A 22,626-nucleotide genomic window follows, 5' to 3' on the forward strand; every position below is an offset into this window, starting at 1 on the left:
ACGCGGCAAAGCCGGGTATGCAAAAATATTCACTGATTTTCTAACCCCGGGGGGCGCAATGGCGACGATTCTTCTGAGTTTCTTTGCCGCCGCCCTGCTCGCCCCGATGCTGTTTCGTGTTTTCGAACGCGGGGCGTTCTTCATTCTCGCCGCAGTTCCAGCGGCAGGCTTCCTCTACACGATCCTCAATTCGGCCCCGGTGCTCGATGCTGCCGGTGCGCCGCCTGTGCGCCAGGAGTTTTCGTGGCTTCCCGAACTCGGGATGAGCATCGTCTTCCAACTGGATGCTCTGTCGTGGATCATGTCGCTCATCGTCACGGGTGTAGGCGCACTCATCTTCATCTACAGCGCGCGCTACTTCGAAGCGGACGACTGGTCGCTCAGCCGGTTTGCCAGCGTCCTCATGGCCTTTGCCGGCATGATGTACGGCCTGGTGATTGCCGATGAGCTGCTGGTCATCTTCATCTTCTGGGAAGGCACCACGGTCTTCAGCTACCTGCTGATCGGCCATTTCAACACGCGCGTGCAGTCCCGCCGTTCCGCCCTGCAGGCTCTCATCGTGACCACGTTCGGCGGTCTGGCAATGCTCGTGGGCATTGTGTTCCTCGCCGCCAGCTACGGAACCATGAGCCTCACCCGGATTGTCCAGACAGGCTACCCGGACTCCGGAACGTACCCCATGGTCATTGCGGGCGTTCTTCTGCTGCTGGTCGGAGCGATGGCGAAATCCGCCCTGCTGCCCTTCCACTTCTGGCTTCCCGGCGCGATGGCCGCCCCCACCCCCGTCAGCGCCTATCTGCACGCCGCCGCGATGGTCAAAGCGGGCATCTACCTGATCCTGCGCTTGGCGCCGGGCTTTTCGACAATGCCCGGCTGGCAGCCCGTCTTGCTGACGGTCGGCATCAGCACCATGCTTTTGGGTGCGTGGCGGGCGCTCAAACAGTACGACCTCAAACTCATTCTGGCCTACGGCACCGTGTCCCAGCTTGGACTTCTTGCCGTCATGGCAAGCTTCGGCACAGCCAGCATCACGATGGCCGCTCTGGCGATGCTGGTCTCCCACTCCCTGTTCAAATCGACGCTGTTCCTGGTGGTCGGCATCATCGACCACTGGGCGGGAACCCGTGACCTGCGCAAACTCTCCGGCTTCGGGCGCGAAGACCCGCTGCTTGCGGCAGTCGGAACGATCGCGGCGGCCTCCATGGCCGGAGTGCCCCCGCTGTTGGGCTTTGTGGCAAAAGAAGCCTCCTACGGAACCCTGCTGGACGACGGTTCCACCGGGGCGACTATCGCGCTGATCGGCATTTTTGTGGGATCGGTGTTCACCTTCGCCTACGCGGTGCGGTTCGTGTGGGGTGCGTTCTTCAGCAAACCAGAAGTCGAAGCCGTCGCACCGGGCAACACCCACCCAATCCTGATTCTGCCGACCGTGGTGTTGGCCGCGGGCATCGTTTCGTTTGGCCTGTTCCCGGGTGCGCTGCAGGTCCTCCTGCAGACCTACGTGCTGTTCGTCCCACCGGCTGCCGGGGAGTCCGAACTCGTCGAACTGAGCCTGTGGCACGGCTTCAACCCAGCACTCGGCCTGTCGGCAGCGACCATCCTCTTGGGCGCGCTGACGGCCTGGATCTCCGGCCGAGACGCACGCCTGCACAAGTACGTGCCCGAAATCGACTTCAACGAGGGCTACCGTCGTGCAATCCAAGGTCTCGAACGCACCGCCGCGTTCGTCACCGCCCGCACACAGCGCGGTTCGCTGCCGTTCTACCAGGCGGTGATCCTCCTGGTGACAGTCGGATCGCTCATCGCTGCGCTCGCGCTCAACCGCACGTGGCCCGACCGGCTGACCCTCGCAGACAGCTGGCAGCAGTGGGCTGTTGCGGCCACACTGATAGCCGCAACCATCGGCGTGCTCATGATGAAGAAGCGCTTTGCCGCGGTCGTCGTCGTAAGCATCTCCGGCTACGCGATGGTGGCTTTCTTCGCCTTCCAGGGTGCTCCTGACCTCGCCCTGACCCAGGGGCTGGTCGAAACGATCACTCTCGTCGTCTTCATCCTCGTGCTGCGTCGACTGCCCGGTGACATGTCCAGCGGACAACCCAAGCGGAAGCTCAAACAGACAGTGCGCATCACCCTGGCAGTGGCCTTCGGCGCTGTTATGGCAGTCGGCACGATTGTGGCGATGGCCGCCCGCACTGAACGGCCGGTCTCATCGGACTGGGGCGTTCTGGCGTGGCTCGGCGGACACGGCAAGAACATCGTCAACGTGACACTCGTCGACATTCGCGCCTGGGACACCCTGGGCGAACTCGCCGTGGTCGTCGTGGCCGCCACCGGCATCGCCAGCCTCATCTTCATCAACAACCGGGGAGCCTCGCTGCAGCGCATGCAAGCAGACAGCGCCCGCGGCCGCCAGCGGGGCATCCTGTGGCGCTTCAACCCGGTTCACGACGCCGTGTCCAGCGAAGGCGCCGACGTGTCCCGCTACCCGCAGAACTACCGAAACGCGCCGGAAGCTGCCGATGAAGTCAGCAGCCGAGGCGCCTGGCTTCTGGCCGGCCGAACGCTCAACCCGCGCAACCGGTCAATCATCCTCGAAGTCACCGTCCGGCTGCTTTTCCACCCCGTCATGGTGTTCTCCGTCTACCTGCTGTTCGCCGGTCACAACCTGCCCGGCGGCGGCTTCGCAGCGGGGCTGGTGGCCGGCATCGCCTTCATCATGCGCTACCTGGCCGGTGGCCGCTGGGAACTGGCAGAAGCCGCACCCATCAATGCGGGAGTTCTGCTGGGCCTGGGCATGACGCTTGCCGCTCTGACCGCCCTGGGCGGACTCCTGTGGGGCGATGCAGTGCTCTCCAGCGTGTTCGTGGAAATCCCGCTGGGCCCCCTGGGCGACATCGCATTCGGCACCTCGACGCTCTTCGACATCGGCGTGTACCTCATCGTCCTGGGACTCATGCTCGACATCCTCCGCACCCTCGGCGCACAGGTGGACCGCCACCAGGAAGAAGACGAACGCCGCCTGACCCAGGCGCTGTCGGACGTTGACGAAAGCTTCGACACTTCCCGCATGCACGCCATCATGGGCCGCATCGACCGGCTGGACGGTGCCGGCCAGCACAGGGGTGATTCGCTGTGACCGTACCTCTCATCATGGCCGCAGCCATGGGCGTCATGTTCGCAGGCGGCGTCTACCTCATGCTGTCGCGCTCGCTGACCCGCGTGCTGCTGGGAATCGTGCTCTTCGGCAACGCCGTCAACCTCCTGCTGGTGCTCACCTCCGGAAAACCGGGACGCGCACCCCTGACAGACGGAGAGAACCTGTCCACGGCGGGAATGTCAGACCCCCTGCCGCACGCACTGACGCTCACCGCAATCGTCATCACCTTCGGTGTGACCGCGTTCATGCTTGCAATGATCTACCGGTCCTGGAGGCTCATGAGGCGCGAAAACCTCGACGACGACCTCGAAGACATCCGCATCGGGCTGCAGTCGCGCGCCACCATGGGCGATGAGGGAGATGTTTCCGAAGAACAGGACGACACCGAATTCGGCGGTGACGCGGAATTCCCCGTCACCGGGGCCGTCAAACTGCTGGACCTCGACGGCGAACCAGACGATCAGCGAACAGCACACGATGAGCCAAACGGCACCTCGGCACAGCAGCGGGAAAGGGGAGAGGACTCATGACACTCGCAGCCCTTGTTCCGCTGCCGGTTGTGCTGCCGCTGCTGGGAGCCGGCATCAACCTGCTGGCGGGAATGCGCGTGCGCCTGCAGAACCTGGTGACAGTCGTGACGCTGGTGGCCATGCTCGGCATCAGCGGTGTGCTCCTCTGGGCCACAGACAACCAGGGCATCCAAGTGGTCGCAGTCGGAGGATGGGAACTTCCGTTCGGCATTGCGCTCGTAGTCGACCGACTCTCAGCGCTCATGCTGGTGGTCTCAATGTTCGTCACCCTCAGCGTGTTCATCTACGCAGTCGGCCAGGAGATGACCGACGACTCCGACCAGTCACCCGTGTCGGTGTTCAATCCCGCCTACCTCATCCTTTGCGCTGGTGTGGCAGCTTCGTTCATAGCCGGCGATCTCTTCAACCTCTACGTGGGCTTCGAGATGCTGCTGGTGGCGTCATTTGTGCTCATCACAATCGGCGTGACCCCAGAGCGCGTGCGCGTAGGCGCCACCTACATCGTCGTATCCCTGCTGAGCTCGCTCATCTTCCTCGGCTCCATAGGCTTCATCTACGCGGCAACCGGAACCGTCAACATGGCCGACCTGGCCGTCAAACTCAGCATGCTGCCGGACGATGTCCAGCTGTTCCTCCACATAGCGCTCCTGCTGGGCTTCGGTATCAAAGCCGCGGTCTTCCCGCTGTCCTTCTGGCTTCCCGACTCCTATCCGACGGCACCGGCGCCGGTCACCGCGGTGTTCGCCGGGCTGCTGACAAAAGTCGGCATCTACGCCATCATCCGCACCGAAACCCTGCTGTTCTTCAGCCAGTCGCTGCGCACTCCGCTGCTCATAGTCGCAGGGCTGACGCTCATAGTCGGCATCCTCGGCGCCGTCGCCCAAACCGACCTCAAGCGAATGCTTTCTTTTACGCTCGTATCCCACATCGGCTACCTGCTGTTCGGCGTCGCCCTGGGAACGGAACTGGGACTGGCCGCTGCGCTGTACTACACCGTCCACCACATCGTTGTGCAGACCACGCTGTTCCTCGCCGTCGGACTCATCGAACAGCGGACCGGAACCACAAAGATCAGCGCACTCGGCGGTCTTATGACCCTGTCGCCAGCACTGTCGTGGATCTTCCTGATACCCGCGCTCAACCTCGGCGGCATCCCTCCTCTCTCAGGGTTCATCGGCAAGGTGGCCCTGTTCTTCGCCGGTGTCTTCGACGCAGACTGGCTGACCATCACACTCGTGGCCATCGGCGCGCTCACCAGCCTGCTGACGCTCTACGTCATGGGCCGCACGTGGAACCAGGTGTTCTGGCGCTCCCCGGTCGAAGCCCCCGAACGGCTGCCGGAAACCGAACAGCTCATCAGCCAGATCAAAGCGATCAAAGGCGCACGGGCAATCGGTGCGACTGAACCCGACCGTGAGAAGCTGCCCGGCCCCATGGCCCGGCCCGCAGTGCTGATGCTCGCGGTGTCAATTGCGCTGACGGTTTTCGCCGGACCGCTGTGGAGGACAGCCGAAAACGCGGCAGCCAACCTCATCGATCCGCGCATCTACGTGTCAGCAGTGTTCGAAGTCGGACAGGACGAAACACCGAACCCGGACGGCAAATCCGTCCCGCCGGGCTACTCCGACGACATTTCCGAAGCCTCCGACCAGCACGAAGGTGCCCACGAAAGGGGAGGTGAGCAATGACGAACCGACCCACACCCAAACCGGAAGGGACCGCGCACAGCGGCCCCGGCACCTCGGCCGGTCAGCCGCCGAAAAAACAGAAGCCGGGAAAGCAGGAGCCTAAGAGCAAGGCGGCGCGCATCGCCGACAAAAAGGCTCTGCGGTGGGCGCTGCTGCGGCAGCTTCTGCTGACCACCGGACTGGTTGTTCTGTGGATCATGCTGTGGGACGCCTGGTCAGTTGTGCACATTGTCGCCGGCATTATCGTCGCGGTCATTGTCACGCGCCTTTTCTACCTGCCGCCGATCGAACTTTCCGGCCGCATCAACCCGTGGTATTTCGCGGTGTACCTGGCATGGTTTGCCGGGCAGCTGGTTCGGGGCGCTCTCGAAGTGGCGGCCGTTGCGCTTAGGTCGCGCAAAACCGCTCCCGGCAGTGTGATCGCAGTCGATCTGCACACCAGATCAGACCTGCTCATCACAGTCATTGCGCAGACCGCCGGACTGATCCCCGGCACATTCGTCACCGAGGTTGACCGCGCTCGCGGCGTCATCTTCCTCCACGTGCTCGACTGCAACACGGACGAACAGATTGAGCGCGCCCGCGAACTGGCCTTGGAAATCGAGGTGCATGTCATCAAGGCGATCGGCTCGGAACATGACATCCACGTGCTCAACGAATCACGCATCGCCCAGGGGCAGAAGCCCGTTCTGGGTGGACGCACAATGGATGACCTCAAAGCGAAGCAGGGTGCTGAGAACAGCAGAGAGGGCGGTGCCTGATGGAGTTTGATCCTCGTGTTGCAGCAGTCGTCCTGCCCGCAGCCTTTGTGCTGTTCTCCATTGCCGCAGCGGTCGCCATTGCGCGGATCGTCCGCGGCCCTGCGATCCTCGACCGCATGATCGCCACCGATGTTCTGCTGTCGACCATGCTGTGCTCTTTCGCCGTGTTCATGGCCGTAACCGGTCGGACTGACCTGCAGTTCATCCTGCTGGCCATGGCGTTCTTCGGCTTTGTCGGTTCAGTCGCGGTGTCGCGCTACGTGGCCCGCTCCGAGAACACGGCACAGCTGGCCCCACCCGCAGACTCCGACCAGCCCTCCAGCAGCCAAGACGCTTCGGACCAGGGCGCCTCGGCCGACAGCACAGCAGACCCCAGCCCAACAGAAGAGGGCCGCCCATGAGCCTCGTCATTTCGATCATTCTGAGCGTGCTCATCCTCCTGTCCGGCGTCCTCTCGATTGCCGCGGCAGCCGGGCTCATGCGCTTTCCCGACCTGCTGTCGCGCCTGCACTCAGGATCAAAACCGCAGGTGTTCGGCCTCATTTCGGTGCTCATCGTCGTTGCGGTCACCCATCCGAGCTTCGGGCTGATCACCACCTGCCTGCTCATTGCGTGCTTCCAGATGGCAACCGCCCCGGTCGGCGCCCACATGATCGGCCGCGCGGGCTACCGGACCCGTCACCTGCGGCGTGCACAGCTGTACCGTGACGAGCTTGCCGATGCCGTGTCCCGCGCCGAAGCTCGCGAAGTGACCGCCCGCACCGAAGCCTTCGGGCAGGGGAGTGCGGATGATGATTCTTACGATGCGCCGCATGCCTCCCCGGACGAAGCCGCCGGTGGGCTGGACGTAGGCGGAACGGACCCGTCGGGCCCTGAAAGCCAGGCTGAAGCCGCTCGCGGTGAGGACCGGTCGGAGGACCGGGACGCAGGCGAACCCCGCGCTGATTTCGATGATGAGCCCAGCGAAGGAGAAAACCGTGAGTGAAGCAGACACCAGCCGCGAAAACCCGCTGCTGCGTACCGCGCGGACCCGGCCCGTGTTCGGCACTTTCGTGATCGAGTTCTTCAGTCCCGGACTGCCGACCCTGCTGAAACAGGCGGGAGCGGACTGGGTGCTGCTGGATCTCGAACATTCGGGCCTTGGCCTGGACTCTGCGCGAGCCCCCATCGCGGTGGGCCGACAGGCGGGCATCACGACGGTGGTGCGAGTTCCCGGCCCGCACCAGCACTTGGTGTCTACAGCGCTCGACGCGGGCGCTGACGCCATCATGGTTCCGTGGGTTGAATCGGCTGAAGAAGCCGAGCGGATCGCTTCGTGGACCAAGTACCCGCCTGTGGGCGTGCGCGGTTCGGCTTTTGGAATTGCCGGAGACCAGTACGTGGGCGGACCGGCGGAAGTCGCACAGCGCGCAGCAGACGCCCGCACGTTCTTCCTCCCGCAGATCGAAACCCCCGGCGCTTTGGACGACGTCAGCGCTATCGCCGCATTGCCCGGTGTCGACGTGCCGTTTGTCGGTCCGCTCGACCTGTCGACGAATCTGGGGGTGCCCGGAAACTTCACCGCTCCCGTGCTCGAACGCGCCCTCGAACAGGTTCTGGAAGCGTGTGCCGCGTACGGCAAGGTACCCGGCATCTTCGCCCCGACCGTCGAACTTGCCCGCCGTTGGTCCGACATGGGCTTTCGGATGGTGTCGCTGGCCGCGGACACGGCTCTGCTGCGCTGGGCCTTTGCCGACGGCCTGGAGGCGCTGCGCAGGGGCAGTGCTTCCGAGGGCGCTGTTTCGGAAGGGCCCGCCTCAGAGGCGTGACAAAATGGGGGCATGGATGCTCTCATGCTCATCAACACGCACGAATCAGCGGTTCCCGTCACACCGCTGATCCAGCTTCTTGACAAAGCCCGTATGGCCGACGGCGTCATTGCCTACGTGACTGCTCCGGCAGAACAGTCCGCTTTTGCCGAACCGATTGAAGGCGCTGATCCGGTTGCTGCCGCTCCCACGGCAGACGATCTTATTCTGGCCTCACCCACCCTGGACGCCTTTGAGTCCTATGACGACCTCGCCCTGGGACTGCAGGACATGGGCATTGAGAGGCTGATTGTGGCAGGCGCCGATTCAGAGCCGGACGCAGAGGGCCGAGGTGCCGTCTGGGCTACCGCTGCTGCCGCTCTGGCGCACCAGTTCAGCGTTGTGTTCGCAGAAACGGCTGTTGTTCTGCCCGACACCGGAGATCGCCCGGCTTGGATGCACGATGCCCTCCAGCTGGGTGCTGTCGAAAAGCCCGCAGAGGATATTTGGCTCAAGATGTAGCTGCGTGCGCACACAGCAGTGGGGCCGCGGATTTTTCCGCGGCCCCACTGCTGTCTAGTAGAAGTTCAGCCTGTCGGCTGAATCAGACGTCTGCGATCAGGCGTCAGGGTTGGGTTCGCCCTTGAGCTCGCCCTTCTCCCACTGTTCGACCCAGTCCTTGTTGTCGTCCATCCATTCGCGGGCAGCCTTGTCCTGTTCCTTGCCTCCGTAGTTGTCTTCAGAGAACATGACGTTTTCAAGGCTGGACAGGTGCTCGTCGTCCAGAACGAGGTTCTTCAGCAGCTGGGCGACCTTCGGGTTCTGTTCGCCGAAGCCCTTCGACGAGAACGAGTAGATGACCTCAGCCTTGCCCATAACGCCCTTGGGGTCTTCAAGGTCGCGGACGGGGAAGGCATCGTAGGCCCAGTGCGGACGCCACAGGGTCACGGCGACGTCCTTCTTGTCTTCGGTCGACTTCTTCAGCTGAGCCAGCATTGCTGGCGTCGAGCTGAGCTTGAGGTCCATGTCGGACAGTTCGTAGTCTTCAACAGCCTGCTTGGCGGCCTTGGACAGACCCGCGCCGGGCTCAATGCCGTAGATGGTGTTGCCGTAGTCGCCGCTCATCGACTTGAGGTCTTCGATGGTCTTGGCCTTGGAGTCCTCGTTCACGGCGATCGTGAGTTTGGCGTTGTTGTACCAGCAGCCCTGCTCTTCGAGCTTGTTGCCGAACTTCTTGATGTAGTCGGCGTGGGTCAGCGGCAGCCAGCCGTCAACGAGGAAGTCGACATCGCCGTTGGCAACTGCGGTGTAGCCAGGACCAGCATCGAATGCCTTGATTTCGACGGTGTAGCCGTCGTCTTCGAGCTTGTTCTTCAGCAGGTTCGACACGGCGAAGGACTCGTCCCAGCCGTTGAACGCGCCGATGGTGAGCTCTTTGTTGTCGTCAGCATCTTCGCCGGAAACGTCCTTGGCTTCGGACCCGGGGATGCAGTCGGCCCAGTTCTTGTCTCCGGCAGCGGTGTCGCCGCCGTCGCCGCTGTCAGCGCTGCCGCAGCCGGTCAGCACGAGTGCGGAAGCGGCAAGCGCAGCTCCCACCTTTGCAATTCTCGGAAACTTCATGTTTCTCTCCTTTTTCACATCAGTCCGCTTCGGTAGCGGCGCGCCGTGCGCGGCTTTCGCTCTGCACGGCTCTTTCATCGGTCGGTCTGGGTCAAACTGTGGTGTGCTCGCTGTTGCGGCTGCCCAGTGCTGCCGTTACGCGGTCCAGGAAGATGGCAAGTACGACCACTGCGACACCGGCGTCAACGCCGATAGCCACGTCCAGCTGGGAAATAGCGCCGATGACAGCGCCGCCGAGGCCTTCAGCACCGGCCATACCGGCAAGGACAACCATTGACAGGGCCAACATGATGACCTGGTTGATGCCGGCCATGATCGTTTTGAGCGCCAGGGGCAGCTGCACCTTGAACAGAATGTGGCTCGGTGTTGCACCGAACGCCTGGGCTGCTTCGACAACCTCGCCGTCAACCTGGCGGATGGCCAGTTCGGTGAAGCGCACGCCGGGAGGCAGCGCGAAGATGATCGTTGCGATCGCACCGGGCACCTGACCGACGGAGAACATGACGATTGCCGGAACCAGGTAGGCCAGAGCGGGCATCGACTGCATGAAGTCGAGGATCGGCCGGACAATGGTCGAAACAACGCGGGATTTCGCGGCCCACACGCCGATCGGCAGTGAGATGAGAAGAGCGAAGATCACCGCCACAATCACGAGCGCGAATGTGCTCATGGCGTTTTCCCACTGGCCCAGAGCCAGGATGAGGTAGAAGCCGATCACCGTGACAAGGCCCAGACGCCACGTGGCGGCAGCCCAGGCGATCGCCGCGAAGATCAGGATCATGATGAACGGGTGCGGAGTTTCCAGAACCCAGTTCAGCCCGGAGTACATGCTTGAGAGCACATCGGTGATGGCTGACAGAAGCCAGTCGAAGTGCTGCTGGAACCAGATGAGGAAAGTGTCGACCCATTCGCCCAGCGGCAGGTGGGGTTCAAGCGGGTTCATGCTCACGCTTCCTTTCCGGTTGCGGTATCTGTGTCTTCGTCATCGTTCGTCTCTGGCTGCGGTACCGGTGCGACTGCGGGAAGTTCGCCGGTGGCGGTGGACTCAGTGCCCATTGCCTGCAGCAGCTTGACTCGGGGAACAACGCCCAAGAGCTTCCACTTGTCATCGACAACGCACAACGGCACCGGGGCTTCGGCAGACGGAGCGAAAAGGTCAGCGATCTGAGCATCCGGCTGGCAGGTGAGGATGTCCTGGGTGCGGATGATGTTGTCCAGGGTGCGTTCGCCGCGGTTGGCAGCACCGACGGCGTCCTCGTCGGTGACGAGCCCGAGCAGCTTTCCGCTGCGGTCGGTGACGAGAACGGCCGATTCCTGGGCTTCCTGCATTTCCCTGATCGCCACGTTCGGCCCCGCGGTGTTGTAGATCGATTTCGTGGGCGGGCCCATGACCGACTGCGCGGTGTAGACGCGCGAACGGTCGACGTCCTGAATAAAGGAGCGGACGTAGTCGTCAGCAGGATTGGACAGAATGTCCTCAGCCGTACCGATCTGGGCGATCCGGCCGTTGCGCATAACCGCGATCCGGTCGCCCAGGTACATGGCCTCGTTGAGGTCGTGGGTGATGAAGATGATCGTCTTCTTCAAGGTGTGCTGGAGTTCAGCCAGCTGCTGTTGCATTTCCCGGCGAATAAGCGGGTCGAGAGCTGAGAACGCCTCGTCCATCAGCAGAATGTCGGTCTCCGCGGCCAGGGCGCGGGCCAGGCCGACGCGCTGCTGCATACCGCCGGACAGTTCGGACGGGTACTTGTCCTCCCAGCCCTTCAGCCCTACGGTCTCAAGCCATTCGTCTGCCTTCTTCAGGCGCTCATCCTTGTCCGCACCCTGCAGCTGAAGCGAGTAGGCGGCGTTCTCGCGCACCGTGTGGTGAGGCATGAGGGCAAAGTGCTGGAAGACCATAGAGATATGGTCACGGCGAACCGCCCGCAGCTCGGTGGCGTTCATCTTCGAGATGTCTTTGCCCGCGATCTCAACGGAGCCGGAGCTGGTGCTCCACAGCCCGTTGAGGGTGCGGATGAGGGTCGACTTTCCAGAGCCGGAGAGCCCCATGACGACGAAGATTTCACCGCGTTCGACTTCGAAGCTCGCGTCGATGACGGCCGCGGTTCCCAAATCGCGCAGGTCGTCGCGGTCGTCGCCGTTCTCAATGCGGCGAATGACTTCTTTTTCGTGTTGGCCAAAGACTTTGTAGACGTGCGATGCACGGACTAATGCCACTGGGTGGCCACCTTCCGGTTGACTGTGCACATCCGCGCCGGGTGGCGCGGGCATTGGCGCCGACGGCCGAAAATCGGACGACGGCAACGTTCCACTGTAAACACAGAGCACTTTCAGGCGGCTGGAAGTGCGTGATCAGATTCGGCTCACTTTTTGGACAATTGTCTGAATACCCCATCTGACCAGGGGTTATGCAAGCGTTTCGTTGTTATTGAAACGTTACCCCAAGCTCCCCTCTATTCCGCGCGCACAGACGACGGGCACTGCCGCGCAGAAATGAGGCTCTGCGGACATCTGCGGACAAGAGGGGCTGTGGTCGACTGAATTCGGCAGGCCGTGGAGAGCAGTCTGCCGCTCGATAGAATGCGAGCATGACTGCTGAACAGAAGCTCAGCATGCGGCGTGCTCGCATGCTTCGCGGTTGCGCCGCGGCCTTCTTTTCTGTGTTCAGCGGTCTGGTGTTCCACACCGGTGCCGGCGGCGCAGCTTCGGCGGCAGCGTGCTTGTTCGCTTTTCTCGTCGCCGCTTGGCTGGGAATCGTCCTTTCGGCCCTCCGGCTGCGTATCTTCTCGGTCGTTGCCGTTGTCGCAGCAGGACAGTGGTTGCTGCACGTTTTCATGACCTTCGCCTCGATCGCCGCACCGACACCTCGCGGATCGGGTTCACTCCTGGAGACTTCCGCCCATGCGCTCTGCATGGGGCTTGTATCACCTGAAGGGGGCACCGCTGCGCCCTCCGCCGCGAGCCACGCAGACCACTCCGCTCCGCTCATGCTGGCCGCCCACATCGCTGCCGTCGTCTTCACGGCAGGCTTCGTGCTGTTCGGCGAACAATCCATCGAAGCGGTGCTCACAGAAGTCGTGGGCCCGCTCGTCTTCGTTCTTCTCGCCGGTGCGCTGCCCCAAGTCCGCCGCGTTCAGCGCCCCGGTGTGTTTCGCACCCGCAATCCAGGCACCTCGGAGCGTTTCAGCTCGGTGTCGGTGCGCGGTCCTCCCGCTGCCGTGTGACACGCACGGGACTTTCTGCTGGAAGCCCTCATCCTGCCCCGCGGCAACGGACCGCGAGCAGGCCTTAAAATTCCGCGGCCGCGCGCCGCTTCCCTGGGCGCATGCCCCCTATTTGTGCACCCATGAGCGGGTGCGAAAGGACAATCATGAAACTCCGCAAGACCCTTCTGGCTGCTTTCGCTGCCGCAACCTTGACCCTGGCCGGCTGCGGTGCGGATCCTGTTGCCGCTGACGTTCTCAAGGTCGACGAACCGTGGACAAAGGCAGTGTCCAAGGACAAGGGCATGACCGGTGTCTTCGCCACAATCGATAACGAAGGCAAACAGGAGATCATCATCGCTGATGCTGAAACCGATGTTGCCGGAACCGTGGAACTGCACGAGACCACGTCCGACGGCAAGGGCGGAATGAGCATGAAAGAAAAAGAAGGCGGCTTTGTAATCCCCGCCGGTGAAAAGCTTGAGCTCAAGCCCGGTGGCGAGCACATCATGCTCATGGACCTCAAGAAGGACATCAAGCCCGGCGACGAAGTCAAGATCACCCTCAGCACCTCGGCCGGCGATGTTGAGATCACCGCTGCCGCCCGTGAATTCACCGGCGCCAAGGAAGAGTACGCACCGGGCGAAAACGATCACGGTGAGCACATGGACCACGGCGACGACGAAAGCAGTGACGACAAGGGCGGCGACGACGACCATGGCGAACACGGTGACGACAAAGGTCACGAAGAACACGGTGACCACGAACACGGCGACGACAAAAAGTAACAATGACTGAGATCTCCAGACGCAGACTCCTCGGTGCTTCGGGCATTGGGGCCGGCGCTGGACTCGCAGCGGGAATCGGCGGCACCTATGGGGTCATGGGTGCCGCCGCCCGCGGCGGTGAAGACAGCGCAGGCTTTTCCGGCAAACAGACGGTGCCGTTCTATGGGGCGCACCAGGCCGGGGTGGAAACACCTCCGCAGGCGCACGCCGTCTTCCTTGCCGTCGAACTGAAAGATCACGTTGACGCAGCTGCCATGCGCCGGTGGCTGCGCATCCTCAGCGACGCTGCGGCCGCACTCACCGGCGGCCGGGCACCGTTGGCGGACACGGAACCCGAAATGGCAGCCCAGCCGGCATCGCTGACGGTCACCTTCGGCTTTGGCAGGAAAGTCGTTGAACTCGCCGGTGCCGACAAGGTGCCGGGGTGGCTGAAGCCGCTGCCGAAATATCCGATCGACCGGCTGCGCCCCGAACTGTGCGGCGGCGATCTGCTCATGCAGATCTGCTCTGATGACCCGCTGACGCTCGCCCACGCATCGCGCATGCTCATGAAGGATTCGCGCGCATTCTCTGAGATCGCGTGGTCCAAGGAGTGTTTCCGCCGGGCCTATGGCACCGACCCGAAGGGAACCACGGTGCGCAACCCGTTCGGTCAGGTGGACGGCACCGTCAACCCTGAAATCGACACTGACGACTTCGCCGCACTCGTATGGGGTGATCCGAACGCACCCGAAAGGCCCGGCAGTTCAGGGCGCAAGCAGGTGGAAACACCGCGCGGTCAAGCGCCTGCGGATCTGGATTCGGAGCACCCCGACTGGATGGCAGGCGGTACGACGCTCGTACTGCGCGACATCGTGATGGACCTGGAAAGCTGGGACCTGGCAGACGAACCGGCCCGCGATTTCTCGGTGGGTCGGCGTATGAAAGACGGCTCGCCGCTCACGGGTGAACGCGAGCACGACGTCCCAGATCTTGAGGCCCCCGGCAGCGACGGCTTCAAGAAGATTTCTCCGGCCAGCCACGTGGCACGCTCCCGCAATGACAAAAAGCCCGAAGAGCAGATCTTCCGTCGGGTGTACTCCTACCAGTCGCTGACCAAGGGGCCCATCCGGGACGACGTAGAGGGTGTCCGCCAGATCAACGATGCCGGGCTCATGTTCGCCAGCTACCAGGCGGATATCGAACGGCAGTACAAGCCGATTCAAAAGCGGCTGGCAGAAGGCGACCTGCTCAACGAATGGACGTTCCCGGTCGGTTCGACCGTTTGGGCAATTCCGCCCGGAGCGTCTGAGGGCGGCTATATCGGCGAGACTCTGTTCGGATGATTGCCTAAGCTGAGATCATGCTCAGCCTTCCGTTCATTCCCGCCACCGCGCAGAACATCAATCGGCCGAAGGTCATTGTGCCGTTTTCGCCGCGCACGCTTGATCAAGCGCGTGCGGCGGTTCAGTGGGCCGGGCGCGCTCGTGAGGCTGGTGCCGATGCCTTCGAGTGGCGGGTCGACGCGCTTGTGGGCGACGCTGGTCAGAACAGCGCCGAAAGTGCCGAGCTGTTGAAGCTGGCCCAGCGTGCCATTCAAGGCCAACCTGAACTTCCTGTGCTCATCACACTGCGGTCGGCAGCAGAAGGTGGGCAGGCTCAACTTGACGAAGCAGGCTATGCGGCTGTCGTTTCCGAACTCATCAGCTGCGCCGAATCTGCTCAGGCCAGCAAAGCACACACCAGGATCGCTGTTGACATTGAAATCGATCGCGAAGCAGCAGATCAGCTGCGCAAGCACGCGGGGGAGGCAGGCATTCCGGTGGTGGCATCACACCACGATTTCGACCGCACCCCGAGTACCGGGGTTCTGCTGGCGAAGATCCGCGACATGATCGTCATGGGGGCAGATGTCGCAAAAATCGCCGTCATGCCCCAGGACCCGAGCGACGTTGCGCGGGTCTTGGAAGTCTGCTCGTCAGCTGTCGAAACGGCCGAGGTGCCTATCATTGCAATCTCAATGGGCGCCCTGGGTCGGACCACTCGGGTATTCGGCGGGGACTTCGGCTCCGCTGCGACTTTCGCCCCACTGGACGACGAACCGACAGCACCCGGCCAGATTTCCGTGGCAAAGCTGCGTTCAATCTGGACTGAAGTTCGCTGAAGAATCTGAAGGCACCTCGGCAGGGGTCCTGGGCGGCAGGCATCGCCAAAGCACACCCATCAGCCGGGATCTGCGCTTTAACCGTAAGAAAACTCCCGTCAGCAACAGAAACTCCCGAAAACCAGTACTGCTATCGGGTGTTTTTGTTGCTGAGCGGTGTGTGGGTGCAGACGAGGTGCCGGGTGCGGTTGGATGTTGTGGACCGAGGGGGCGAGGCGCCGGGCAGCTTGCTGGCTGGCTGATTGACGAGGTGTTCGGGCGCAGACAACGTGAAGGGCGCCACCGAAAATCGGTGGCGCCCTTCATACGTGAGTGAGCTGATCAGACCTCAGCGGGTTCCTGTTCGGATTCCGTTCCGCCCTGACCGCGCTTGACACCGGCCAACAGCATCTGCGCGACGTCGAGGACTTCGACGCCTTCGGAAGCATTGCCCTCAGACTGTTCGGCGGTCAGACCGTCAGACAGCATGACGCGGCAGAACGGGCAGCCGACCGCAATCTGCTCGGCACCGGTGGCCACGGCTTCCTTAGTGCGGTTGACGTTGATGCGCGAACCGATGGTCTCTTCCATCCACATGCGCGCACCGCCTGCGCCACAGCAGAAGCTCGTTTCCTTGGAGCGCTCCATTTCGCGGTACTCCACACCGGGCAGCGAACCGATGAGTTCACGCGGCGGTTCGTAGATCTGGTTGTGGCGGCCCAGGTAGCAGGGGTCGTGGTAGGTGACCGGGGTCTGCACCTTTTCGCCTTCGGACGGAGCGATCGGGGTGAGCTTGCCTTCGCGGACGAGCTTGTTGAGCAGCTGCGTGTGGTGGACGACTTCGAACTTGCCGTCCAGCTGCGGGTACTCGTTGGCGATCGTGTTGAAGCAGTGCGCACAGGTCACAACGATCTTGCGCGCCTTCATTTCGTTGAGCACTTCGACATTGGCCTGAGCCAGCATCTGGTACAGGAACTCGTTGCCGGCGCGGCGGGCAGGGTCACCCGTGCAGGATTCGCCGTCGCCGAGGACTGCGAAGTCGACACCGGCCATGTTGAGAAGCTCCGCAGTTGCCTGGGTGGTCTTCTTGGCGCGGTCTTCGAACGCACCGGCGCAGCCAACCCAGAAAAGGTATTCGACTTCGCCGAGGTCTTCGATGTCGGCGCCGACCTGCTTGACTTCGAAGTCGAGGTCCTTTGCCCACTCGAGGCGCTTGCGCTGGGACATGCCCCACGGGTTCTGCTTGTTTTCGAGGTTCTTGAACAGACCGCCGAGCTCGGTGGGGAATGCCGATTCGATGAGCACCTGGTAGCGGCGCATGTCAACGAAGTGGTCGACGTGCTCAATGTCAACGGGGCACTGCTCAACGCAAGCACCGCACGTGGTGCACGACCACAGGGCGTCGGGGTCGATGACGCCGAGCTCTGCGAGTTCTTCAACGTCCTGTGCGCCTACGAGCGGGCGGACTGCCTCAGCCTGTGCGGCTTCTGACAGGGTGCCCAGCAGGTCGAGGTTTTCGTGCGGGTCGGAAATGCCTTCGTAGGCGTCCATTTCTTTCTGCCACGCGCGCTTGGCCTTCTTGTCGGCGTCTTCGGCAAGAGGTGCCGGCGGCTGTGCTTCGGCCTGCGCTTTTTTGGCGGCTTCCAACCACGGTGACTTGGCCGCGGAGTGATTGCGCAGGTTGATCATCATGAGCTTGGGGCTCAGCGGCTTTTCCGTGTTCCAAGCCGGGCACTGGCTTTGGCAGCGACCACACTCGGTACAGGTGGAGAAGTCCAGCAGGCCCTTCCACGTGAAGTCTTCGACCTTGCCCACACCCATTGTGGTGGAGTCGTCCATGGCGTCGGGGTCGGAGAAGTCGAGTTCTTTGCCGTCGGAGACCATCGGCTGGAGGGCGCCGAGCGAGGTGCGTCCGTTTGCGTGGCGCTTGAACCAGATATTGAAGAAAGCGAGGAAGCGGTGCCAGGCAACACCCATCGTCGGGGTGAGGGCAACCGTGACCATCCAGGCGTAGGAGATGAGGATCTTCGCCAGTGCGATGGCGACGATGAGACCCGACACCACCGGAATCGACAGGCCGGAGAGGATCTCACCGATCCAGAAGGTCAGCGGGAAGTGCAGGATGAGGTTCGCCTGGCCTTCGTGACCCTGCAGCACGTATTCGAGGCCGCGCAGCAGGGCAATGCACAGGCAGACACCCAGAATGGTGAACTCAACGTAGTAGGCCTGCCAGAAGCTCGAACCGTAGAAGCGCGACTTGCGCTGCTCATCGAGCGTTTCGCCCTTGGGCTTCTTGGACTGGCGGACGAGGATCAGGACGATGATGCCGATCAGGCCGGTCATCGCAAACAGCTCCGTGATCCATTCGTAGGGCACGAAGTGGCCGATGATCGGCAGGGTCGCAGCCGGGTTGAACAGCTGCATGGTGGCCTGAGCAAGCGTGAGCGTGAGCACGCCGAAGGAGATCATGGTGAACCAGTGGGCGATTGCCACAACGGGCAGTCGCGCCATTCGGGTGTGCCCCAGGAACTCCTTGATGAGGGTGCCGGTGCGGGCGCCGGCGTCGCTGGTGCGCTCACCGGCGCGCGTGGGTGCGCCGAGCTTGAAGAACTGGACGAACTTGCCGATCCGGGTCAAGAACATCGTCCAGCCGACAATGGTCGCAGCAACACCGATGATCGCTGCGACGATCTGCAGGGCTGTCATGTGTGTTTTACCTCCAGGGGGCCCTTTCGCAAGGGCGCTGAAAATCCATCAGAAAGATGGACAGAAAAGGGTGCTCAGTTGGATTCCGCAACAGCTTCGTTGCCGAATTGGCTGCGGATGGCCTGAGCGGCGTAGCGCTGAACGACGATCTGGGCGATGGCGACTCCGACGCCCGAAACGATGGTCCAGGCGATGACTTCGGCCATGTCCGTGTCGGTGTCATTGGGGTCGTTCGGGGCGGGACGGCCAAGCGATTTCTCCCACGCCAGGCCGATTGCCTTGCGTGCTGCGATAGCGGCGAGTGTGCCTCCGCCGACGCCGATGACCTTCCAAGCGAGTTTGCCCATGATGTCTCCTCAGATCAGTGTGAACTTCTGTGTGTCTTCTGTCTCAACAGGATACGACACAGGCAGTTCACAGTGCGGCTTTGAGCTGCTGCCAGGAATGCTATCCCCGCCCACTGACACACGCCGAGGTTGTGAAAGCAACGCGGGGCCGCGCGGCGGAAGATCAGCCGGCAACAGATCCGAACAGCATGCCCAGCGCGTAGGTGACGGCGGCCGCTCCCAGGCCGATTGCCAGCTGCCGCAGTGCGCGCGGCATCGGGGCCTTGCCTGAGAGCACACCGACCACACCTCCCGTGAACAGCAGGGCCATGCTCACCAGCACGGCGGAGATCAGCAGCGGCAGCGTGCCGTCGAGGCCGAAGAAGTACGGAATGATCGGAATGACGGCCCCGGCGCTGAAGAAGAGAAAAGAGCTCACCGCCGCGCCCAGGCCTGACCCGGTGCCCTCGTGTTTTTCCTGCGCAATCGAGTTCGGCAGGAAAGTGGCGCCGTGGGGAGTGCGCGCCCTGCCGATGGCGGTGCGGGCGGCAAGCTCCGCCTCGTCCTCCGCCATACCGCGAGCCTGGAAGACCAAGGCGAGCTCATTGGCGTTGATGTCGAGGTCCCGCAGGATCGAATCGGCGTCGGGTTCGGGGTTCGAAGCGTCAATCAGCTCGTGCTGAGAGCGCACCGAAATGTATTCGCCAGCACCCATGGAAAGCGCACCGGCCAACAGCCCCGAAATGCCGGTCAGCAGCACCTGTCCGCTGGTCAGGCCGGCTGCGCCGACGCCCATGACAAGTGCCAGGTTGGACACCAGGCCGTCGTTTGCGCCGAAGACCGCGGCGCGGAAGTTGCCGGACATGTCAGAGCGGCTCTTGGTGGCCAGAGCCCGCACAACTTCGGCGTGCACGCGCTCGTCAGCGGCCATCTGCTCCGTTGCGTACTCATCGACGATGTACGGCGAGCTGCTTTCGGCCTGCTGGGCAAGTGCGAGTACGAAGATCGACCCGAACATGCGGGCGAACATGGCCAGAATGACCACGCCGAGGTCGGGGCGGCCCGGCTTGTCGGCGTGATGGCCCAGGAGTGTGCGCCAGTGCTGTTGGTGGCGTCGCTCGGCGTTGGCGATCGCAATGAGGATCCGCCGCTCATCGCCGGTCTTCTTCATGGCGAGGCTGCGGTAGACCCGCTCTTCAACGAGTTCGTTTGCCAGGTAGCGGCGCCACTGTCTGATGAGGCGGGGGTCGTCGGTCGCGGGAGCGTTCCCGCACGAGGTCGAGGCGCGGTCGGCCGAAGCCGCCGCCTCGCCGGTGCCAAAGCCCGAATCGGCACTGAAGTCAGCAGAATTCTGTTCCACACAGGCAATGGTAGAAGGGTGCTCAGGCGCAGTATTTCTTAGCGCGGCTTAAGTCCGCGGGGTTCTCAGGAGCGGCTTTGCCCACCGTCGGGGCCGATTCATACTTTTGGCTGACGCCTGCGCACTGCGCAGCCTGGAGAATCAGAAGTATCATCGCCTGGTCCGGCTTCTGTTCCGGCCTCGGCGCAGGAGCACTCCACACAAGGAAAAGGTCAATGTCACCGAAACGGCTGTTTTCGATTCTCGCAATTGCCGAGGCGATCACCTGGACCATGCTGATCATCGGCATGGTGCTCAAGTACGTCACCCAGACCACTGAACTGGGGGTGCGCATCGGAGGAGGTGTTCACGGCTTCGTGTTCCTGGCGTACTGCGTTGTCACGGTGCTCGTGGCGACCTCGGAGCGCTGGGGCAAAGCCCGCGGTCTGCTGGGCCTGGGTTCGGCCGTCATCCCCTACGCCACGGTTCCGTTTGAGATCTGGGCGCGCCGCAGGGGGCTGCTGCCGGAAACCTGGAGTCTTGGATCGCAACGGCAGCCGGCCAACCCGTTTGAGCGCCTGTGCCTGTGGGCTCTGAAGAATCCGGTCCGGGCTGTTGTGGTCGGCATTGTGCTGGTCTCGGCTCTTTTCGCCTTCCTGCTGTTCCTGGGTCCGCCGGTCCCGCAGAGCTGACCGTCCCGGGTTGTTGCCCGAAGCGGCTCTGGCGAGGCGCGGCGCCGCTCTGGCTGGTTGAAAGGCCGGGTTTGTGGTTGGCTTGATCTATGGGAGACGCAGTATCACGAGAGCGCTACACCCCGCGTGAGCGAACCGACTACCGGCGTGCGCTCAACGATGACCTCGAAACCTTTGATGCCTATCTGCAGCAGGCGGAGTTCGTCAGCCGCGGAACCATAGGGATGGAGCTTGAGCTCAACCTGGTCGACGCGCAGATGGCGCCGGCCCCGGTGAACCTCGACGTGCTCAAGACTCTCGATGACGACGACTTCCAAAGTGAGATCGGCTCGTTCAACTTCGAAATGAACCACCCGGTTCTGTCAGTTGAGGGAGACGGGCTTCAAGATCTTGAAGACGGACTGCGCGAACGCCTTGACCGCGCGGCCAGTGCCGCGGCTGAACACGACATTTCGGTCGCGATGATCGGCACGCTGCCGACGCTGACCGAGCAGTTCCTCGAAAGCCCCGATTGGGTTACCCAAGAGAACCGCTATAAAGCGCTGAGCAATGCGGTGATGGACAGCCGGGGCGAGCTTGTCACGATCGATCTTGCCGACCGCGAAGAGCTCAAACACGATTTCGAGGACATTGCACCGGAATCGTCGTGCACATCCATGCAGCTGCACCTGCAGGTGTCGCCGCAGCGCTTTGCTCAGGCGTGGAACGCCTCGCAGGCCATTGCCGGTGTGCAGACGGCGCTGAGTGCGAACTCTCCGCTGTTCTTGGGTCGGAAAGTGTGGCACGAAAGCCGTATACCCGTTTTTGCCCAGGCCATTGAAACCCGCCCACCGGAGCTCATCGTCCAGGGAGTGCGGCCGCGCGTGTGGTTCGGTGAACGATGGATCACGAGCATTTTCGACCTGTTTGAAGAAAACGTCCGCTACTTCCCGGCTCTGCTGCCGGAATCCCGCGAAGACTCGGGTGCGCCGATCATGCGCGGTGAAGCGCCGGCTCTGCACTACCTCAATCTGCACAACGGAACGGTGTGGCGGTGGAACAGGCCCATCTATGCACCCAGCACCGACGGTTTGGCGCACGTGCGAGTTGAGAACCGACTGCTTCCGGCAGGGCCGACCGTTGTCGACATGGTCGCCGATGCGGCGCTGTACTACGGCTTGGTCAAGTTCCTGGGGGAGCAGACCCGGCCCGTGTGGTCGCGGCTTCCTTTCAGAACAGCCGAAAAGAACTTCATGACGGCCGCCCGCTCCGGCCTGTACGCCCGGCAGGAATGGCCGACCCTCGGTGCAATTGACGTGGCGAAGCTCGTGCACGAGCACCTGGTGCCGCAGGCGCGCAGGGGGCTCGAAAAGCTCGGTGTGAACGACAAGCTCATCGAGCGCTATATGGGAATCATCGACGGCCGGGCTGTCTGCAGGCAGAACGGTGCTCTGTGGCAGCTGCGGACGCTGAGCAGCATCAGGCCGAAGAAGACCGGTCCGGGCAGTCCCGAAAGACAGCGAGCTCTGGCTCTCATGCTCGAACAGTACATGGAGAACCAGGCAAAAGGTGAGCCGGTTCACACGTGGCAGATTGGCGAATAAGCCCTGCTGCGCGTCCGCGGAAGGGTCGTTTTGGCGCGAGAATCTGCGGATCTTCTGGTCTCAGAAAATGCTTTCGGCGCAAAGTTGCATCCCGCGCTGAACTGTGTGTAAAGTAGTCCTCGTTGCTCGGACGGAAAACACCGAAGCGAGCGGGCCCCAGGCCGAAGATAAGATCTTCTAAATGGTGCGGCCCCGCTTCCACTGGAACCGAAGTCTCTGCAGCAGAATCAATCTGATTCGGACTGCCCTCTGGGGTAGTGAGCTTTCACTTTTGATGATGTGCCTGCGTGTGTGGGTGTGGATTCTTTGTGTGTCTGTTCTTTG

The 22,626-nt window shown here is 62.6% G+C and carries 20 protein-coding genes; 14 read left to right on the top strand and 6 right to left on the bottom strand.

Features of this window, described 5'->3' with window-relative positions; all coding sequences use genetic code 11:
* The first annotated feature begins 58 nt into the window (after positions 1–58).
* The 8 genes from HMPREF2757_RS08600 to HMPREF2757_RS08635 are packed head-to-tail and all read left to right on the top strand — an operon-like array spanning position 59 to position 8,445.
* Positions 59–3,136: a Na+/H+ antiporter subunit A gene (locus tag HMPREF2757_RS08600; protein WP_070575456.1), complete on the top strand. Its 3,078-nt coding sequence runs from the start codon at positions 59–61 to the stop codon at positions 3,134–3,136.
* Complete coding sequence (locus HMPREF2757_RS08605) at positions 3,133–3,687, top strand: Na(+)/H(+) antiporter subunit C (RefSeq protein ID WP_070575459.1); 555 nt, start codon at positions 3,133–3,135, stop codon at positions 3,685–3,687. Before HMPREF2757_RS08600 ends, HMPREF2757_RS08605 begins: the two co-directional genes overlap by 4 nt.
* Positions 3,684–5,375 (top strand): Na+/H+ antiporter subunit D, encoded by a 1,692-nt coding sequence (locus HMPREF2757_RS08610; RefSeq protein ID WP_070575462.1) that lies wholly within the window; start codon positions 3,684–3,686, stop codon positions 5,373–5,375. Before HMPREF2757_RS08605 ends, HMPREF2757_RS08610 begins: the two co-directional genes overlap by 4 nt.
* Positions 5,372–6,136, top strand: a complete 765-nt coding sequence (locus HMPREF2757_RS08615) for a Na+/H+ antiporter subunit E (RefSeq protein WP_083304209.1) — start codon at positions 5,372–5,374, stop codon at positions 6,134–6,136. The genes HMPREF2757_RS08610 and HMPREF2757_RS08615 overlap by 4 nt, the downstream gene beginning before the upstream one ends.
* Positions 6,136–6,537, top strand: coding sequence for an MrpF/PhaF family protein (locus HMPREF2757_RS08620; RefSeq protein WP_070575466.1), 402 nt, complete (start codon positions 6,136–6,138; stop codon positions 6,535–6,537). Before HMPREF2757_RS08615 ends, HMPREF2757_RS08620 begins: the two co-directional genes overlap by 1 nt.
* Entirely contained in the window at positions 6,534–7,121 is a 588-nt protein-coding gene (mnhG, locus tag HMPREF2757_RS08625; protein WP_070575469.1) for a monovalent cation/H(+) antiporter subunit G, read from the top strand. The genes HMPREF2757_RS08620 and mnhG overlap by 4 nt, the downstream gene beginning before the upstream one ends.
* Complete coding sequence (locus tag HMPREF2757_RS08630; RefSeq protein WP_176745917.1) at positions 7,114–7,944, top strand: HpcH/HpaI aldolase family protein; 831 nt, start codon at positions 7,114–7,116, stop codon at positions 7,942–7,944. The genes mnhG and HMPREF2757_RS08630 overlap by 8 nt, the downstream gene beginning before the upstream one ends.
* Before the next feature lie 12 nt (positions 7,945–7,956).
* Positions 7,957–8,445: a hypothetical protein gene (locus HMPREF2757_RS08635; protein WP_070575471.1), complete on the top strand. Its 489-nt coding sequence runs from the start codon at positions 7,957–7,959 to the stop codon at positions 8,443–8,445.
* 96 nt (positions 8,446–8,541) lie between these two features.
* Here the strand turns inward: HMPREF2757_RS08635 and HMPREF2757_RS08640 are convergent, their stop codons facing one another.
* The 3 genes from HMPREF2757_RS08640 to HMPREF2757_RS08650 all read right to left on the bottom strand — a co-directional run bounded on the left by HMPREF2757_RS08640 (position 8,542) and on the right by HMPREF2757_RS08650 (position 11,760).
* Positions 8,542–9,543 (bottom strand): glycine betaine ABC transporter substrate-binding protein, encoded by a 1,002-nt coding sequence (locus HMPREF2757_RS08640; protein ID WP_070575473.1) that lies wholly within the window; start codon positions 9,541–9,543, stop codon positions 8,542–8,544.
* Positions 9,544–9,634: 91 nt separating this feature from the next.
* Positions 9,635–10,486 carry an ABC transporter permease gene (locus tag HMPREF2757_RS08645; protein ID WP_070575476.1) on the bottom strand — a complete coding sequence of 284 codons (852 nt, stop codon included), beginning with the start codon at positions 10,484–10,486 and terminating at the stop codon, positions 9,635–9,637.
* A gap of 2 nt (positions 10,487–10,488) precedes the next feature.
* The gene (locus tag HMPREF2757_RS08650; protein WP_070575479.1) at positions 10,489–11,760 is read right to left on the bottom strand and encodes a quaternary amine ABC transporter ATP-binding protein; all 1,272 of its coding nucleotides are present in this window, start codon (positions 11,758–11,760) and stop codon (positions 10,489–10,491) included.
* A gap of 371 nt (positions 11,761–12,131) precedes the next feature.
* On the opposite strand from HMPREF2757_RS08650, the gene HMPREF2757_RS08655 reads away from it, so the two are divergent.
* The 4 genes from HMPREF2757_RS08655 to aroD all read left to right on the top strand — a co-directional run bounded on the left by HMPREF2757_RS08655 (position 12,132) and on the right by aroD (position 15,677).
* Positions 12,132–12,767 carry a hypothetical protein gene (locus tag HMPREF2757_RS08655; RefSeq protein WP_070575481.1) on the top strand — a complete coding sequence of 212 codons (636 nt, stop codon included), beginning with the start codon at positions 12,132–12,134 and terminating at the stop codon, positions 12,765–12,767.
* 146 nt (positions 12,768–12,913) lie between these two features.
* Entirely contained in the window at positions 12,914–13,534 is a 621-nt protein-coding gene (locus HMPREF2757_RS08660; protein WP_070575483.1) for a copper chaperone PCu(A)C, read from the top strand.
* A gap of 2 nt (positions 13,535–13,536) precedes the next feature.
* Positions 13,537–14,859 (top strand): Dyp-type peroxidase, encoded by a 1,323-nt coding sequence (locus HMPREF2757_RS08665; protein WP_070575486.1) that lies wholly within the window; start codon positions 13,537–13,539, stop codon positions 14,857–14,859.
* Between the two features lie 17 nt (positions 14,860–14,876).
* Positions 14,877–15,677, top strand: a complete 801-nt coding sequence (gene aroD, locus HMPREF2757_RS08670; protein WP_070575489.1) for a type I 3-dehydroquinate dehydratase — start codon at positions 14,877–14,879, stop codon at positions 15,675–15,677.
* Positions 15,678–15,998: 321 nt separating this feature from the next.
* Here aroD and HMPREF2757_RS08675 read toward each other — a convergent pair whose 3' ends face one another.
* The 3 genes from HMPREF2757_RS08675 to HMPREF2757_RS08685 form a co-directional block, all read right to left on the bottom strand.
* Entirely contained in the window at positions 15,999–18,362 is a 2,364-nt protein-coding gene (locus tag HMPREF2757_RS08675; protein ID WP_070575492.1) for a heterodisulfide reductase-related iron-sulfur binding cluster, read from the bottom strand.
* 74 nt (positions 18,363–18,436) lie between these two features.
* Positions 18,437–18,709, bottom strand: coding sequence for a DUF4235 domain-containing protein (locus HMPREF2757_RS08680; RefSeq protein ID WP_070575493.1), 273 nt, complete (start codon positions 18,707–18,709; stop codon positions 18,437–18,439).
* A gap of 163 nt (positions 18,710–18,872) precedes the next feature.
* Positions 18,873–20,048, bottom strand: coding sequence for a VIT1/CCC1 transporter family protein (locus tag HMPREF2757_RS08685; protein WP_370919394.1), 1,176 nt, complete (start codon positions 20,046–20,048; stop codon positions 18,873–18,875).
* 215 nt (positions 20,049–20,263) lie between these two features.
* On the opposite strand from HMPREF2757_RS08685, the gene HMPREF2757_RS08690 reads away from it, so the two are divergent.
* Both HMPREF2757_RS08690 and HMPREF2757_RS08695 read left to right on the top strand, forming a co-directional pair.
* The gene (locus tag HMPREF2757_RS08690; RefSeq protein ID WP_070575496.1) at positions 20,264–20,719 is read left to right on the top strand and encodes a DUF3817 domain-containing protein; all 456 of its coding nucleotides are present in this window, start codon (positions 20,264–20,266) and stop codon (positions 20,717–20,719) included.
* Between the two features lie 89 nt (positions 20,720–20,808).
* Positions 20,809–22,302, top strand: a complete 1,494-nt coding sequence (locus HMPREF2757_RS08695) for a glutamate-cysteine ligase family protein (RefSeq protein ID WP_070575499.1) — start codon at positions 20,809–20,811, stop codon at positions 22,300–22,302.
* The last annotated feature ends 324 nt before the right edge of the window (positions 22,303–22,626 follow it).

Source organism: Brevibacterium sp. HMSC063G07 (genome assembly GCF_001810665.1).
Classification (GTDB): domain Bacteria; phylum Actinomycetota; class Actinomycetes; order Actinomycetales; family Brevibacteriaceae; genus Brevibacterium.

What these genes read in the sequence shown, in the direction of transcription:
- HMPREF2757_RS08600 (WP_070575456.1), top strand. Translation starts at nt 59, where the DNA reads ATGGCGACGATTCTTCTGAGTTTCTTTGCCGCCGCCCTGCTCGCCCCG.
- HMPREF2757_RS08610 (WP_070575462.1), top strand. Translation starts at nt 3,684, where the DNA reads ATGACACTCGCAGCCCTTGTTCCGCTGCCGGTTGTGCTGCCGCTGCTG.
- HMPREF2757_RS08615 (WP_083304209.1), top strand. Translation starts at nt 5,372, where the DNA reads ATGACGAACCGACCCACACCCAAACCGGAAGGGACCGCGCACAGCGGC.
- HMPREF2757_RS08620 (WP_070575466.1), top strand. Translation starts at nt 6,136, where the DNA reads ATGGAGTTTGATCCTCGTGTTGCAGCAGTCGTCCTGCCCGCAGCCTTT.
- mnhG (WP_070575469.1), top strand. Translation starts at nt 6,534, where the DNA reads ATGAGCCTCGTCATTTCGATCATTCTGAGCGTGCTCATCCTCCTGTCC.
- HMPREF2757_RS08635 (WP_070575471.1), top strand. Translation starts at nt 7,957, where the DNA reads ATGGATGCTCTCATGCTCATCAACACGCACGAATCAGCGGTTCCCGTC.
- HMPREF2757_RS08640 (WP_070575473.1), bottom strand. Translation starts at nt 9,543, where the DNA reads ATGAAGTTTCCGAGAATTGCAAAGGTGGGAGCTGCGCTTGCCGCTTCC.
- HMPREF2757_RS08645 (WP_070575476.1), bottom strand. Translation starts at nt 10,486, where the DNA reads ATGAACCCGCTTGAACCCCACCTGCCGCTGGGCGAATGGGTCGACACT.
- HMPREF2757_RS08655 (WP_070575481.1), top strand. Translation starts at nt 12,132, where the DNA reads ATGACTGCTGAACAGAAGCTCAGCATGCGGCGTGCTCGCATGCTTCGC.
- HMPREF2757_RS08660 (WP_070575483.1), top strand. Translation starts at nt 12,914, where the DNA reads ATGAAACTCCGCAAGACCCTTCTGGCTGCTTTCGCTGCCGCAACCTTG.
- HMPREF2757_RS08665 (WP_070575486.1), top strand. Translation starts at nt 13,537, where the DNA reads ATGACTGAGATCTCCAGACGCAGACTCCTCGGTGCTTCGGGCATTGGG.
- aroD (WP_070575489.1), top strand. Translation starts at nt 14,877, where the DNA reads ATGCTCAGCCTTCCGTTCATTCCCGCCACCGCGCAGAACATCAATCGG.
- HMPREF2757_RS08675 (WP_070575492.1), bottom strand. Translation starts at nt 18,362, where the DNA reads ATGACAGCCCTGCAGATCGTCGCAGCGATCATCGGTGTTGCTGCGACC.
- HMPREF2757_RS08680 (WP_070575493.1), bottom strand. Translation starts at nt 18,709, where the DNA reads ATGGGCAAACTCGCTTGGAAGGTCATCGGCGTCGGCGGAGGCACACTC.
- HMPREF2757_RS08690 (WP_070575496.1), top strand. Translation starts at nt 20,264, where the DNA reads ATGTCACCGAAACGGCTGTTTTCGATTCTCGCAATTGCCGAGGCGATC.
- HMPREF2757_RS08695 (WP_070575499.1), top strand. Translation starts at nt 20,809, where the DNA reads ATGGGAGACGCAGTATCACGAGAGCGCTACACCCCGCGTGAGCGAACC.